13 protein-coding genes are annotated in these 14,884 nt (G+C 68.9%); 9 read left to right on the plus strand and 4 right to left on the minus strand.

Features of this window, described 5'->3' with window-relative positions; all coding sequences use genetic code 11:
- The first annotated feature begins 1 nt into the window (after nt 1).
- Genes CEK29_RS03680 through CEK29_RS03710 form a run of 7 tightly spaced genes read left to right on the plus strand, consistent with a single transcriptional unit; the run spans nt 2 to nt 6,347 of the window.
- Nucleotides 2-1,303, plus strand: coding sequence for an NAD(P)/FAD-dependent oxidoreductase (locus CEK29_RS03680; protein WP_094857356.1), 1,302 nt, complete (start codon nt 2-4; stop codon nt 1,301-1,303).
- The gene (locus CEK29_RS03685) at nt 1,300-2,085 is read left to right on the plus strand and encodes a DUF1365 domain-containing protein (RefSeq protein WP_094857357.1); all 786 of its coding nucleotides are present in this window, start codon (nt 1,300-1,302) and stop codon (nt 2,083-2,085) included. The genes CEK29_RS03680 and CEK29_RS03685 overlap by 4 nt, the downstream gene beginning before the upstream one ends.
- Nucleotides 2,082-3,383, plus strand: coding sequence for an SAM-dependent methyltransferase (locus tag CEK29_RS03690; RefSeq protein ID WP_094803793.1), 1,302 nt, complete (start codon nt 2,082-2,084; stop codon nt 3,381-3,383). Before CEK29_RS03685 ends, CEK29_RS03690 begins: the two co-directional genes overlap by 4 nt.
- Nucleotides 3,383-3,922, plus strand: a complete 540-nt coding sequence (locus CEK29_RS03695) for a DUF2878 domain-containing protein (RefSeq protein ID WP_094857358.1) — start codon at nt 3,383-3,385, stop codon at nt 3,920-3,922. Before CEK29_RS03690 ends, CEK29_RS03695 begins: the two co-directional genes overlap by 1 nt.
- Nucleotides 3,919-4,722, plus strand: a complete 804-nt coding sequence (locus tag CEK29_RS03700; RefSeq protein WP_094857359.1) for a DUF1295 domain-containing protein — start codon at nt 3,919-3,921, stop codon at nt 4,720-4,722. Before CEK29_RS03695 ends, CEK29_RS03700 begins: the two co-directional genes overlap by 4 nt.
- Complete coding sequence (locus tag CEK29_RS03705; protein ID WP_094857360.1) at nt 4,719-5,804, plus strand: SAM-dependent methyltransferase; 1,086 nt, start codon at nt 4,719-4,721, stop codon at nt 5,802-5,804. Before CEK29_RS03700 ends, CEK29_RS03705 begins: the two co-directional genes overlap by 4 nt.
- Before the next feature lie 12 nt (nt 5,805-5,816).
- Nucleotides 5,817-6,347, plus strand: a complete 531-nt coding sequence (locus CEK29_RS03710) for a lipocalin family protein (protein ID WP_094803785.1) — start codon at nt 5,817-5,819, stop codon at nt 6,345-6,347.
- Nucleotides 6,348-6,458: 111 nt separating this feature from the next.
- Here the strand turns inward: CEK29_RS03710 and CEK29_RS03715 are convergent, their stop codons facing one another.
- The 3 genes from CEK29_RS03715 to CEK29_RS03725 all read right to left on the minus strand — a co-directional run bounded on the left by CEK29_RS03715 (nt 6,459) and on the right by CEK29_RS03725 (nt 10,579).
- A complete protein-coding gene (locus CEK29_RS03715; protein ID WP_094857361.1) occupies nt 6,459-8,939 on the minus strand; it encodes a catalase in 2,481 nt (826 codons plus the stop codon).
- 17 nt (nt 8,940-8,956) lie between these two features.
- On the minus strand, nt 8,957-9,574 hold the full coding sequence (locus CEK29_RS03720; protein ID WP_094803781.1) for a hypothetical protein: 618 nt from the start codon (nt 9,572-9,574) through the stop codon (nt 8,957-8,959).
- Between the two features lie 78 nt (nt 9,575-9,652).
- The gene (locus tag CEK29_RS03725) at nt 9,653-10,579 is read right to left on the minus strand and encodes a LysR family transcriptional regulator (RefSeq protein ID WP_094857362.1); all 927 of its coding nucleotides are present in this window, start codon (nt 10,577-10,579) and stop codon (nt 9,653-9,655) included.
- 154 nt (nt 10,580-10,733) lie between these two features.
- On the opposite strand from CEK29_RS03725, the gene CEK29_RS03730 reads away from it, so the two are divergent.
- Complete coding sequence (locus tag CEK29_RS03730) at nt 10,734-12,158, plus strand: M20 family metallopeptidase (protein WP_094857363.1); 1,425 nt, start codon at nt 10,734-10,736, stop codon at nt 12,156-12,158.
- A 19-nt stretch (nt 12,159-12,177) separates the two neighbouring features.
- Entirely contained in the window at nt 12,178-13,179 is a 1,002-nt protein-coding gene (locus tag CEK29_RS03735) for a Bug family tripartite tricarboxylate transporter substrate binding protein (RefSeq protein ID WP_094857364.1), read from the plus strand.
- A gap of 57 nt (nt 13,180-13,236) precedes the next feature.
- Here CEK29_RS03735 and CEK29_RS03740 read toward each other — a convergent pair whose 3' ends face one another.
- On the minus strand, nt 13,237-14,871 hold the full coding sequence (locus CEK29_RS03740; RefSeq protein ID WP_094803775.1) for a methyl-accepting chemotaxis protein: 1,635 nt from the start codon (nt 14,869-14,871) through the stop codon (nt 13,237-13,239).
- Nucleotides 14,872-14,884: the final 13 nt, after the last annotated feature.

Genomic DNA, 14,884 nt, shown 5'->3' on the forward strand with positions numbered 1-14,884 from the left:
CATGCGCATCGCCGTCATCGGAGCCGGGATCGCCGGGCTCACCAGTGCGTATCTGCTGTCGCGCCGCCACGAGGTGACGCTGTTCGAGGCCAACGACTATCTGGGCGGGCACACGCACACGCATCAGATCGAGCGCGGCGCGCATTATTACGCGGTCGACACGGGCTTCATCGTGCACAACCCGGCGCACTATCCGCTCTTCACGCGGCTGCTCGACGAGCTCGGCGTGGCCTCGCAGCCGACGACGATGAGCTTTTCGGTGCAGAACGCCGCCTCGGGGCTCGAATACAACGCGACCAATCTCGATGGTCTGTTCTGCCAGCGCCGCAACCTGTTGTCGCTGCGCTTCGCGGGCATGGTGCGCGACCTGCTGCGCTTCTACCGCGAGGCGCCCGCGCTGCTGCACGACACCGGCCCGGGCCCGACCCTGGGCGAGTATCTCGACGAGCACGGCTATGGCGCGGCCTTTCGCGACGACCATCTGGTGCCGATGGCGTCGGCGCTGTGGTCGGCGCCGCCCGCGGGCATCCTGGCCTTTCCCGCGCGCTATCTCGTGCAGTTCATGGCCAACCACCAGATGCTGCAGGCCTCGGGGCGGCCCGAGTGGCGCGTGGTGCAGGGCGGCTCGTCGACCTACATCCGCGCGATGCGGCGGCGCTGGAACGTGACCGAGCGGATCGGCTGCCCGGTGCAGCAGGTGCTGCGCCTGCCCGATGGCGTGCTGGTGCAGGCCGACCATCGCTCCGAGGTCTACGATCACGTTGTGTTCGGCTGCCACAGCGATCAGGCGCTTGCGCTGCTGGGCGACGCGTCGGCCGCCGAACGCGAGATCCTGGGCGCGATCACGTATCAGCCCAACGACGTGGTCCTGCACACCGATGCCTCGCTGCTGCCGTCGCGCCGCAAGGCCTGGGCGGCCTGGAACGCCTACGTGCCCGCCGACCGCGACCAGCCCTGCACGGTGAGCTATTGCATGAATCTGCTGCAGGGCCTGGACGCGCCCGAGCCCTTCATCGTGACGCTGAACCGCAGCGATGCGATCGATCCGGGCCGGGTGCTGCGGCGCATGCGTTACCACCATCCCGTGTACACGCTGGAGTCGGTCGCCGCGCAGGCCCGCCGGCACGAGATATCGGGCCGGCGCCACACCTGGTTCGCCGGCGCGTATTGGGGCTGGGGCTTTCATGAGGACGGCGTGCGCAGCGCCGTGGACGTGGCGCGTGCGCTGGGCGCGGAGCCCGTCTGGACGCCCGGCGCGCGCCTGCGCTCGGCCTTCATGCAACCCGACGAGGCCGCCGCATGAACGCCCCGCTGCACAGCGCCGTGTACGAGGGGCGCGTGACGCATACCCGGCATCTGCCGGTGCCGCACGCCTTCGGCTACCGCATGGCCCAGCTCTACCTCGACCTGGACGAGATCGACCGGGTGTTCGATCGCCGCTGGCTGTGGTCGGTGAATCGTTCCAACCTGGCGCAATGGCGCCGCGCGGATTATCTCGGGGACCCCGCGCAGCCGCTGGCCGATGCCGTGCGCGAGCGCATCCGTGCCGTGCGTGGCGTCGCGCCGTCCGGCCCGATCCGCATGCTGGCGCACCTGCGCTATGGCGGCCATGTGTTCAACCCCGTCAGCTTCTATTACTGCTTCGGCCCGGACGGCCACGAGCTCGACTGCATCGTGGCCGAGGTGACCAATACGCCGTGGCGCGAACGCCATGCCTACGTGCTGCCGCGCGACGACGCCGAGCGGCACGGCCGGGTGTGGTCGTGGCGCTTCGACAAGCGCTTCCATGTGTCGCCGTTCATGGGCATGGAGCGCGGCTATGACTGGCGTTTCACCGAGCCGGGCGACGACCTGCGCGTGCACATGAAGGTGCTGCGCGGCGCGCGCGCCGAGTTCGACGCGGACCTGGCATTGCAGCGGCGTGCGCTCGACGGCGCCGCGCTGGCCCGCGTGCTGTGGCGCTATCCGCTCATGACGCTGCAGGTCATGGGCGCCATTCACTGGCAGGCGTTGCGCCTGTGGCTCAAACACACCCCTGTTCACGATCATCCTCGCCATAGTGGCGGGGGCAAGGAGCTGTCATGAAACCCACCTCACGCCCCGAGCACCGTGCACTCGATGCGGCGGCGCGCCAGGTCGGCACCGGCGGCGCGCTCGATCGCATGCTGCGCAAGCGCGTCATCGAAACCCTCTCGGCCCTGCGCGGCGGCGCGCTCGTGATCGACGACCCGGTCGACCGCGTGCTGCTGGGCGAGGCCGTCGTGGGGCAGGCGCCCGTCTGGTTGCGCGTGCACGATCTGGCGTTCTACCGCGTGCTGGCCATGCAGGGCAGCGTGGGGGCGGGCGAGGCCTACGGCGACGGCCTGTGGCAGACCGATGATCTGGTCGGCCTGGTGCGGTTGCTGGTGCGCAATCGCGCGCTGCTCGACGGCATGGAGACCGGCATGGCCCGCGTGGCCGGGCTCTTGCTCAAGGCCTGGCACGCACGCCGCGCCAACACCAAGCAGGGCAGCCGCCGCAACATTGCCGCGCACTACGATCTGGGCAATCCGTTCTTCGCCTTGTTTCTCTCGTCCGATCTGATGTATTCGTCGGCGCTGTGGGACGGTCCGCAGGACACGCTGGAGGCGGCGTCGCGGCGCAAGCTCGACACCATCTGCCGCAAGCTCGATCTGAAGCCGGGCGAGCACGTCGTGGAAATCGGCACGGGGTGGGGCGGCTTCGCGCTGCACGCCGCGCGCGAGTACGGCTGCAAGGTCACCACCGCGACCATCTCGCGCGAGCAGTACACGCTGGCACGCGAACGCGTGGCCGAGGCGGGCCTGGGCGATCGCGTCGATGTGCAGCTGTGCGACTACCGCGATCTGCAGGGCCAGTACGACAAGCTCGTATCGATCGAGATGATCGAAGCCATCGGCGCCGACTACCAGGAAACCTATTTCGCCAAGATCGAGTCGCTGCTCAAGCCGCGCGGCAGCGCGCTGATCCAGGCCATCACGATCGAAGACCACCGCTATGCGCAGGCCGTGCGCTCGGTCGACTTCATCAAGCGCCATATTTTTCCGGGCAGCTTCATTCCCTCCGTGCAGGGCATGCTCGCGGCCAAGACGCGCGCCACCGAGTTGGCGCTGGTGCACCTCGAAGACTTCGGCCTGTCGTATGCCCGGACGCTGGCCGCCTGGCGCGCGCGCTTTCTGGTGAACGTGGCCGAGGTGCAGGCGCAGGGCTTCGACGCGCGCTTCATCCGGCTGTGGGAGTTCTACCTGGCCTATTGCGAAGGTGGCTTTGCGGAACGCGCCATCGGCGTGTCGCACCTGCTGCTGACGCGGCCCGGTGCGCGGCCGAGCCAGGCACGCTGGACGGCGTGCGAGGGAGCGGTGTGATGGCGTTGTGGCTCAACCTGATCGGCTACCAGGCCGTGTGGTTCGCGGCCGTCATGGGCGCGGGACAGGGGTTGACCTGGCCGGCCGTGATCGCGGCGGGCGTGTTCGTGGCCTTGCAACTGGCCTGGTCCCGACACTGGCGAGCCGACCTGTGGCTGGTCCTCGCCGCACTGGTGTGCGGCCTGCTGCTCGACGGGGCGCTGACGGCCAGCGGTTTGCTGCGTCATACCGCCTCCTCGCCGGCGTTGCCTCCTGGCGGCGCGCCGGTCTGGATCCTGGCGGTGTGGATCGCCTTTGCCTTGACGCTGAACCATTCGATGGGCTGGTTGCGCCGACGCCCGGTGCTGGCCTGGCTGGCGGGCGCGGTCGGCGGCCCGCTGGCGTACTGGGGTGCGGCGCGTGGTTGGCGTGCCGTGATTTTCGAGACGCCGGTGATCTACACCGTCGCCTGGCTGAGCGCCGGCTGGAGCATTGCCCTCGTGCTGTTGACCACGGTGGCGCGGCACATGAGCGACGAGCAACGGGAGACAGCCGCATGACCTGGTTCGAACAACTCCTGGTGCTTGCCGTGCTGATGGCAGGCGCGATGTCGGTGGCCTGGGCCTGGCAGCGGCGCCATCGCAACGCGGGCATCGTCGATGCCGTCTGGGCTGCCGGCGTCGGCGGCGGGGCGCTGCTGGCCGCGCTCACGGGCGTGGGCACCGCCGGCACCCGCGTGCTGCTCGCGCTGCTGGCCGGCATCTGGTCGGCGCGGCTGGCCTGGCACATCTGGCGCCGCGTGCGCGCCGAAGAAGAAGACGGACGCTACCGCGCCCTGCGCGCGCACTGGAACGGCCACCAGGGCAAGTTCTACGGCTTCTTCCTGTTCCAGGCGGGTCTGGTCGTGCTGTTTGCCCTGCCGTTCGTGGCGGTGGCCGCAAACACGGCCCCGCTCTCGCCCGCGCGCGCCGTGCTGGCGCTCGTCGTGTGGCTGGCCGCGGTGGCGGGCGAGACCCTGGCCGACCGGCAACTGGCCGCGTGGCGCGCGAACCCCGCGAACCGGGGCAAGACCTGCCGCGCCGGGCTGTGGCGCTATTCGCGGCATCCCAACTATTTCTTCGAATGGTGTCACTGGTTCGCCTACGTGGTGCTCGCCTGGGGCTCGCCGCTGTTCTGGCTGAGCCTGAGCGGGCCGGTGATCATGTACGTGTTCCTGCGCTGGGTGAGCGGCATTCCGTTCACCGAGAAGCAGGCCCTGCGCACGCGTGGCGACGACTATCGCGCGTATCAGCGCGAGACCGCCATGTTCTTTCCCTGGTTTCCCAAGTCTCATTCGACCCACAGGCAGGATCGCTCATGAATACGCGCTTGATGCAGGATATCGAACTCGCCCTCGACCGGCCGGCGCCCGGCGTCCTGGGCCTGGCCGAACGTGGCTGGTTGCCGGACGCGGTGGTGCGCGCGGGCATTCGCCGCTTGTGCGCGCAACGGTTGAACGACGAAATGGCGGACGATCCGCGCCATCAGGCGGAACGGCAGCAGTCGCTCACCGAAGCGTTGCGCCGTGCGCCGCTCGCCATCCACACCGATACCGCCAACGCGCAGCATTACGAGCTGCCGGCGGCGTTCTTTCGTCTGTGCCTCGGCGCACGCCTCAAGTATTCCGGCTGCCTGTATCCGGAGGGAGTGGAGTCGCTCGATACGGCGGAGGAGGCCATGCTGAAGCTCTATGGCGTGCGCGCCGGTCTGGCCAACGGGCAGGACGTGCTCGAGCTGGGCTGCGGCTGGGGCTCGCTCACGCTGTGGATGGCCGAGCACTACCCGGCCTCGCGCATCACCGCGGTGTCCAACTCCGCGTCGCAGCGCCAGCATATCGAAGCGCAATGCCGCGAGCGCGGGCTGGACAACGTGCGCGTGATCACCTGCGACGTGAACACGCTGCAACTGCCCCAGGCCGCCTACGACCGCTGCGTGTCGGTCGAGATGTTCGAGCACATGCGCAACTACCAGACCCTGCTCGGCTCGATCGCCGGCTGGCTGCGGCCGGGCGGAAAACTGTTCGTGCATATCTTCGCGCACCGCACGCTGATGTACCCGTTCGAGACCGAAGGCGCCGACAACTGGCTGGGCCGTCACTTCTTCACGGGCGGCATCATGCCGGCGGCCGACACCCTGCTTTGGTTCCAGCGCGACCTGCGGCTCGAATCGCGCTGGCTGGTGGACGGCACCCACTATGAGCGCACGGCCAATCACTGGCTCGCCAATCAGGATGCGAACAAGGCCGAGGTGATGCGCGTGCTGAGCGAGGCCTATGGCCCCGACCTCGCGCCGCTGTGGTTCCAGCGCTGGCGCATGTTCTGGATGGCGTGCGCCGAACTCTTCGGCTACCGCCAGGGTCGCGAGTGGCTGGTGGCCCATTACCGCTTCGTGCGGCCCGACTGAAGGAGAATTCGTATGCGCAAGCAACGCTGGCATCGCTGGCTGACTTTCCTCCCGCTGTCCCTGCTGGCGGCGTGCTCGTCGCCGCCGCCCTTACCCCCGGTGCCGCAGGTGGATCTGCCGCGCTTCATGGGCGATTGGTATGTGATCGCGCACATCCCGAGCTGGCCCGAGCGCAACGCCTACAACGCGCTGGAGCGTTATACCCTGCGCCCCGATGGCAAGGTCCAGACCGACTTCGAGTACCGGGACGGCAGCTTCGAGGCGCCGGTCGACACCATGCATCCGGTCGGGACGGTGCGCCCCGATACCGGCAACGCGGTGTGGGGCATGCAGTTCATCTGGCCGATCAAGGCGGAATATGTGATCGCCTGGCTCGACGCGGACTACCAGCGCACGATCGTAGGCCGCAGCAAGCGCGACTATGTCTGGATCATGGCACGCACGCCCACGCTACCCGACGACGTGTACGCCGAGCTGGTGGAACGCGTGCGCGGCATGGGCTACGACACGGCCGAGCTGCGCAAGGTCCCGCAGCGCTGGTGAGTAGAGGGCGGTGCGCAGGGCCCCGCGCCGGAAGCGGCACGTCGCGCCATCACGCTCACGCAAAAAAATGGGGCGGTCCGTAGACCGCCCCACTGCCTGCGCGACGGGGTATTACACCGCCGGAGGATCGGTCTCGCGCTCCGGATGACGGTGCGCGGCGATCGCCTCGATGAAGGCCTGCGCGGCCGACTCGTCCCAGCCGCCGGCCACGATCAGGCCCTTGTCGGCCTGCTCGATGGGCAGGCCCGCGGCCTCGAACAGCGCGGCGCCGCTGCCGATGGCCAGCAGCGTCTTGCCATGACGGAAGGCATCGCGCACGTACTCGAGTGCGCGGCCGTCGCGTTGCAGTGCCGCCACCGCCTCGTCGCCACCGGGAACCGCCACCGCGTCGAACACCACGCTGGGCTGATTCTCGAGCGAGCCGTCGGCGTCCAGCATATTGCCTTCGCGGTCGGCGAGGGTGCCGATGCGCGGGCCGATCAGGCGCACGACGGCGCCGGCGTCGATCAGGGTCTGGGCCAGCGCGCGCGTCGCGGCGCCGTCCACGCCGGGCGCGGCAAGCAGCGCCACCTTGCGGGTGGCGATGCCGGCGTCACCCGGGCGGAAGGTCAGCGACAGCGCCGGGGATTGCGTGACCTCCGGCTCGGGCGGGTTGGGCATCGCGCGCGGCAGCGGCTCGGGCAGGTCCATGCCCAGGCCATCGGCGACCGCCTGCGCCAGCGTGTCGGACACGTTGCGCAGCGACGCCACCATGCGCTCGCGGATCGCGGGCACGGTCACCTTGCTCAGTTCGAACGCGAAGGCCGAGATGATGTGCTGCTGCTCCCACTCGGTCTGGCTCTCGAAGAACAGCGTGGCCTGTGCATAGTGCTCGGCGAACTTCTCGGGCTTGCCGCGCAGCTCATCGCTCTGCACCGGCTCGGGGAACGACACGAACCCGGCCGATCCGGCCTGGAACGGACAGCCGCCCGCCAGCGAGTTGGGCTCGTAGGCCACCTTGCCGCGATTGATGGTCTGCCGGTGCATGCCGTCGCGCTGGTTGTTGTGCACGGGCGCGAGCGGGGCGTTGATCGGGATCTCGTGGAAGTTCGGTCCGCCCAGGCGCGAGATCTGCGTGTCCACGTAGGAGTGGATGCGGCCCGCGAGCAGGGGATCGTTCGTGAAATCCAGACCCGGCACGATGTGCGCCGCGCAGAACGCGGCCTGCTCGGTCTCGGCGAAGAAGTTGTCCGGGTTGCGGTCCAGCACCATGCGGCCGATCGGGCGGATCGGCACGAGTTCCTCGGGCACGATCTTGGTCGGATCCAGCACGTCGAAGCTGAACTCGTCGGCCTGCTCGTCGGTGAAGATCTGCACGCCGAGTTCCCACTCGGGCGGATTGCCGGAGTCGATCGCTTCCCACAGATCGCGGCGATGGAAGTCGGGATCGGCGCCGGACACCTTCACGGCCTCGTCCCACACTTGCGAGTGCGTGCCGAGCACCGGCGTCCAATGGAACTTCACCAGATGCGACACGCCCTGCGCGTTCACGAAGCGGAAGGTATGCACGCCGAAGCCCTGCATCATGCGGTAGCTGCGCGGGATCGCGCGGTCCGACATGGCCCACATCATCATGTGCGTGGACTCGGGGCTCAGCGAAATGAAGTCCCAGAACGTATCGTGCGCCGAGGCGGCCTGCGGCATGCCGTGGTGCGGCTCGGGCTTGACGGCGTGCACGAGGTCGGGGAACTTCATCGCATCCTGGATGAAGAAGACGGGCATGTTGTTGCCCACCAGATCCCAGTTGCCTTCGTCGGTGTAGAACTTGACCGCGAAGCCGCGCACGTCGCGCGCGGTGTCCTTCGAACCGCGCTCGCCCGCCACCGTCGAGAAGCGCACGAACACCGGCGTGCGCTTGCCGGCCTCGGCGAACAGCGACGCGGCCGTGATTTCGGTGAGGGGCTCATAGCACTCGAAGTAGCCGTGCGCGGCCGAGCCGCGCGCATGCACGATGCGCTCGGGAATGCGCTCGTGATCGAAGTGCGTGATCTTCTCGCGCAGGATGAAGTCCTTGAGCAGCGCGGGGCCACGCAGCCCGGCCTTTAGCGAATTCTGGTTGTCCGCTACCGGCACGCCCTGGTTGGTCGTGAGGCGCTGGCCGGTGCTGTCGGCGCGCACGCGTGCCAGTCGGCCATCGGCGGCATTCACGCCGGGTTCGGCGGCGCCGTTGGTCTTGGGCGACTGCACCTGTTCCGACAGCGAGCTCGCGCCCACGCTGTCGTCGGCCGGCGGCACCTGCGCGCCGGTGTACGGGCAGCGCGCGGCTTCGCCGTACTCGGCCGCCTTGTCGTCGTTGTGCGGACGGCCGGCGACCGTGGCCTGGGTGGCCGAGGCACGCTGCAGCGCCGGGTGCGCGGCATCCGGCGCGGGGCCCGTGGCGGGGCCGCTGTCGGTGTTGAGGAAGGCCGTGTCCAGCGCGAGCTGGCTCTGGCCGTCGGCGCCGCCCGCCTTGGCACGCTTGGCGGCGGGTTTGGCCGCGCTCTTGGTGGCCGTCTTGGCGGGGCTCTTGGCCGCCGGCTTGGCGGTGGACGTCGTGGTTTTCTTGCCGGGCATCGATATCTCCGTGCGGATCAGTGGCGGCGCAACATGCTGTCGCGGGCCTGTTCGGCGCGGGATGCGCCAATGGCGGTTTCGACTTTCTTCACTTCTTCGGGCGGGGGCAGCACGGCCGGCAGGCCCAGCGACTCGATCCACAGCTCACGGGACCAGCCCATGGTGTGATAGAGGTGATGGTCCTCGTCGGTGGCCACGGCGTCGTACGCCTGCTTGAGCACGTCGGCCTGCTTGCCGCTGCCTTTCTCGGCGAGCAGCCCGATCAGGGCCCAATTGCTGTGATCCTTGGTCTCGGCCAGCACCACGCATTCGGTGGCGACCAATTCGGCCGCCTGGGGGTTGCCGGCGGCCTGTGCCATGCGCATCGCGCGCACGAGCGACTCACCCAGATGCCGCACGACCTTGCGGCCGTCGGTCTCGAGCTCGGGGTCCAGACCCAGCTGCTCGAAGACGGTCAGCAACACACGGCGGTGCGTGCGCGTCTCTTCCAGGTATTCCTTCCATTCCTTCTTCAGGTCTTCGTTCAGCGCACAGCTCACGGCGGTCTCGTAGACCTGCAGCCCACCGATCTCGGTTTCCAGGGCTTGATACAGCAGTTCCTTGGTTTGCTGGGCATCGGGTGCACGACGGCTCATGGCGGCCTCCTCGCATGGCAGACAGTTGGCGGAACCCGGCCTGCGGTCGGCTGGCGCGGGGAGCGCCTCCTGCAGCAACTACCGTTCCCGTGGCCGGCGCGCCAGGTCGGGAGGCGCCTGGCGCAGGCGTTGCTCGAGGAATTGAAGGAACACGCGCGCCAGGGCGGGCAGGGTGCTGCCGGCCAGCGTGAGCACCTGCACGCTGCGCTGCTGCATCTCGACATTGCTGAACGGCAGGGCGACGAGACCGGCGTGCTCGAGCTTGTCGGCCAGGGTCAGGTAGCCGGACAGGGCCACGATCGGGCTGTCGGGCAGCAGGGGCAGGAACGCGGCCGAGTAGTTGGAGACGTAGGAGGGCTCGAGGTGCAGGCCGGCGTTGGCGCAGGCGACGTCGAAAAGCTGGCGCACGGTGGTGTCGCGATCGCCCAGCGCGAGGGGCAGTTTGCGCAGATCGCGCACGCTCACGCTGCGGCGGCTGGCCAGCGCGTGGCGGCGGCACATGACCGCATAGACCGGGGCGCGGCTCACGAGCTCGGTGCGCAGCCGCTCATCGGTGGCCAGCGTGTAGCGCAGGGCCATCTGGGAGTGCCCATCGAGCACGCGCTGATTCACGGCCTCGGGACGGTCCACGTGCAGATGAAAGCGCGTCTGCGGGTGCAGCTGCTTGAAGTCGGCCATGCTCTGCGGAATGAAGCGGTGCGCGAAGCCCTCGGTACAGGCGATCCGCAGTGTCACGTCGCCCAGGGTGCTGCGCTCGCGCAGCTCGTCGGCCACGCGCTCGGCCTCGAGCGTGGCGGCGTTGGCGTAGGCGGCCAGCTGCCGGCCGGCCTCGCTCAGCGTCATGCCGCGCGCCTGGCGCTCGAACAGCGTGACGCCGAGCTGGTCTTCGAGCTTGCTGATCTGGCGGCTGATCGCGGAGGCGGCCACGTGCTGGGTCTGGGCGGCCGCGGCGACCGAGCCACGGCGCGCCACCTCGAGGAAGTAACGCAATGACAGCGAAATCATGGGGTGTCGGTGGACCGGGTGGGAACGAGGGGACGGGAGCCGGAAGCCGATGCGCTGCTATTGCGAAAAAGGCAACGCAAGCCTGCGATTTAGCTGATTGTGGCATGCCTGACGCCGTAATAATGTTGTGCCTTTCCCTAATAAGGCCTTCGTCGTGACCCGAGCCCTCGCCATTGCGCACACCCTGGAACAGTTCGACAGCGGCGCGTTTCAGGCCGTGCTGGCGCGGCGCGTGGCCCATGCCACCGAAAGCGAAGAGCCCTCTCAGGCGCCCGCGCAACACGCCTATCTCGACCAGGAGATGGTGCCGTTGCTCACGCGCCTCGGTTTCGAGACCCGTGTTTTCCCTAATCCCGCCGGCGCCGACCTGCCGATTCTGGTGGCGCGCCGCATCGAGGATCCGGCCTTGCCGACCGTGCTGATGTACGGCCACGGCGATGTGGTGCGAGGCAACGCCGCCCGCTGGAGCGAAGGACGCGACCCCTGGCGGCTGCGCGTCGAAGGTGACCGCTGGTATGGCCGCGGCACCGCCGACAACAAGGGCCAGCACTCCATCAATCTCTGTGCGCTCGAACAGGTGCTGGCGGCCCGCGGCGGCCGGCTGGGCCTGAACGTGACCTGGCTGATCGAGACCGGCGAAGAGGCCGGCTCGCCGGGCCTGGCCGCGTTCTGCGATGCACAGCGCGAGCTGCTGCGCGCCGATCTGTTCCTCGCCAGCGACGGGCCGCGGCTCGCGGCCGCCCGTCCCACGCTGTTCATGGGCTCGCGCGGCGCCGTCAACTTCGAATTGCGGCTGGCGCTGCGCGAGCGCGGCTATCACTCGGGCAACTGGGGTGGTCTGCTGTCCAACCCGGCCATCGTGCTGTCGCACGCGATCGCCAGCATGGTCGATGCGCGCGGGCGCATCCTGGTGCCGGGCCTGCGTCCGCCCGAGATTCCCGAGGCGGTCCGCGCCGCGCTGGCCGACCTGCAAGTCGGCGGCGACGTCGATGATCCCGAGATCGATCCCTATTGGGGCGAGCCGGGCCTGTCGCCCAGCGAACAAGTGTTCGGCTGGAACAGCCTGGACGTCCTGACCTTCGGCGCGGGCGATCCCGCTAAGCCGGTCAATGCCATCCCGCCGCAGGCGGTGGCCTGGTGCCAGTTGCGCTTCGTGGTCGGCACCGACTGGCGCAGCCTCGAAGGCACGGTGCGCGCGCATCTCGAGCACGCCGGCTTCGGCGGCATCGAGGTGACGCTGGGCGCGCAGGCCGGCGCCACCCGGCTCTCGCCCGACAATCCCTGGGTGCGCTGGGCGGCCGACTCGGTCGAGGCGACCACCGGCAAGGCGCCCGCGCTGTTGCCCAATCTCGGCGGCTCGCTGCCGAACGACATCTTCGCCGATCTGCTGGGGCTGCCCACGATCTGGGTGCCGCATTCTTACCCGGCGTGCGCGCAGCATGCCCCCAACGAACACCTGCTCGGTTCGGTCGCTCGCGAAGGCTTGGCGATCATGGCCGGGCTGCTCTGGGATCTGGCCGAGCAGGGGCCCGCGCTGTGCGCCGGTCAACGCGACGCGGAACCCGTCTCCGCCATCTGACCTCTTTCCGGGTTCTTTCATGAAACGCTGTCTTTCCGGTTTCACCCCCGTTCGCCGTGTCGCCGCCGCGGCGCTGGCCCTGTCCTGCAGCCTGATCGGCACCGCGGCCCACGCCGCCTGGCCCGAACAGCCCTTGCGCCTGGTCGTGCCGTTCACGCCGGGCGGCGCCACGGACGCGGTCGCGCGCCTGATGGCGAGCAAGCTCGGTCCCAAGCTCGGCCAGCCCGTCATCGTGGAAAACCGCCCCGGCGCGTCGACCGTGATCGGCGCCGATGCGGTGGCCCGGGCCCAGCCCAACGGCTACACGCTGATGATTTCGGGCAGCACCACGTATTCTGTGTTGCCGGCGCTGAAGTCCGCGCTGCCCTACGATCCGGTCAGGTCCTATGCGCACGTGGCCATCGTGGCGATCGCGCCGGTGGTGCTGCTGGCCAAAAACGATCTGCCCGTAAAGACCGCGGGCGAGGCCGCCAAGCTGGCGCGCGAGCGCAGCGGCAAGGGCGGCCTCATGTACGGCACCTTCGGTCCGGGCTCTGCGCCGCACCTCACCGGCGAGATGTTCGCGATGGCGGCGGACGCCCGCATGACCCCCGTGCCGTACAAGGGTAGCGCGCAACTGGTCACCGCCATGATCGGCGGCGAGGTCGATCTGGGCGTGGACACCGTCTCGTCGGCGGCCGCGCAGGCGCGTGCCGGCAAGGTGCGCGCGCTGGCCGTGACCGGCACGCAGCGCATGCCGCAACTGCCCGACGTGCCGACCTTCACCGAAGCGGGCCTGCCCAACGTGTCGTTCGTGGGCTGGTACGGCATGGTCGCGCCGGCGGGCACCCCCGCGGATATCGTCCAGCGTCTGAGCGCCGCGGTCGAAGAGGTGATGGCCGATCCCGAGGTGCGCAAGTCCGTGGGCGATCTGGCGCTCGAGCCGGTCTACCTGCCGGGCGAGAAGTTCCGCACGCAGATCGAGACCGAGGTGGCCGAGTTCCGCGCGATCGGCGAGCGCGCCGGGATCTCGATGGATTGAGCCTTGCCCAGGCAGGCCCAAAAGAAAAATGCCGCTTCCGGGGAAGCGGCATTTTTATTAGGCGGGGAGCGCCAGTGGCACGCCCGACGGCCTGCCACGCGCGTGCGATTCCTCCACGACCTGGCCCGGCTGACCCGGCAGACGGAACAGGCTGACCGAGGTGCGCAGACGGTCGGCCTGCGTTTCGAGCGAAGCGGCCGCCGCGGCGGATTGCTCGACCAGCGCGGCGTTCTGCTGCGTGACCTGATCGATCTGCGTGACGGCGGTATTGACCTGGTCGATCCCGCTCACCTGCTCGCCCGAGGCGGACGAGATTTCGCTCACCAGCGTGGCGAGGTTATCGATGGTGCGCAGGATGTCGGCCATGGTGCGGCCCGCGGCTTCCACCTGGGCCGAGCCGGCCTGCACCGTATCGCCGGAGGCGGCGATCAGCTGCTTGATCTCCTTCGCGGCCGCGGCGCTGCGCTGTGCCAGCGAGCGCACCTCGCCGGCCACCACGGCGAAGCCCTTGCCCTCTTCACCGGCCCGTGCGGCCTCGACCGCCGCGTTCAGCGCGAGGATGTTGGTCTGGAACGCGATGCCCTCGATCACGCCCACGATGTCGCCGATGCGGCTGGCGTCGGTGGCGATCTCGCGCATGGTCACCACGGCCTGGTCCACGGCCTCGCCGCCGGCCCGCGCCACCTGCGAGGCCTGGGCCGCGCTTGCCTGCGCCTGGCGGGCGTTCTCGGCATTGTTGGTCACGGTGGACAGCAGTTCCTCCATGCTGGCGGCGGTCTCTTCCAGCGAGGCCGCCTGTTCTTCCGTGCGGCTGGACAGGTCCAGATTGCCGGCCGCGATCTCGCTCGAGCCGGCATGGATCTGCACCACGCCGTCGCGCACGGACTGAACGGTGCGCACCAGCGAACTCTGCATCTCCTGCAGATACGGAATGATCTGGCCGACACAGTTCTTGCCGAAGTCGGCGCATTGCGTCGTCAGGTCGCCCGAAGCGATGCGGCGAAAGTGCGCGCGCACGTCTTCGAGCGGACGCTTCACGTACATCACCACGTAGCGATCGCCCAGGAAGATCAGCAGCAGGCTGATGCCCAGCACGATGGCGGTGCTCAGGTAGGCGCGCTCACGCTGCACGGCGGCATTGCTGGACAGATCCCGTGCCCGTTGCTCGGCGTAGTTTTCGTAGTCCTGCATGTGCTTGCCGAACGCGCGGCTGGCCTGCACCACCGGGCCTGCGGCGTGCGCGCGCGCGGCGGCCACACCCTGCGTGGCGAGCAGCTGGCGCTGCGTGGCCAGGCCTTGATTCACCAGCGTATCGAAGTCGGTGCGCAACGGCCCCGTGATCGCGGTCGGGGTCTCGCCCGCGTCGATCTCGAAAAAGCGATCGAAGTGCTTGCGGGCTTCGGCGAGCGCGCTGTCCACGCCCTGGCCTTCGTCCGCGGCCTGGCGGGCATTGCCCTCGGCCGCGTATTCCAGCTGGCGGTTCAGCCGCAGCCGGGCGCGCATGACCTGATCGTTCACGCGTGCCATGAGGGAGACTTCCTGGAGCAACTTGTCTTTCGCGGCGAGTGCCTGGCCCGAGCTGTTCAGACCGGAAACGCTGATGTAGGAGAGGAGGGAAACGAGACCGCAGATCAGGAGCAGCGTCCACAGAATCATGCGTCGTACGGTGATGTCTTTCAGAAACTGGTTCATGCGCGGGATGCTC

Source organism: Bordetella genomosp. 5, assembly GCF_002261475.1.
GTDB lineage: Bacteria > Pseudomonadota > Gammaproteobacteria > Burkholderiales > Burkholderiaceae_B > Bordetella.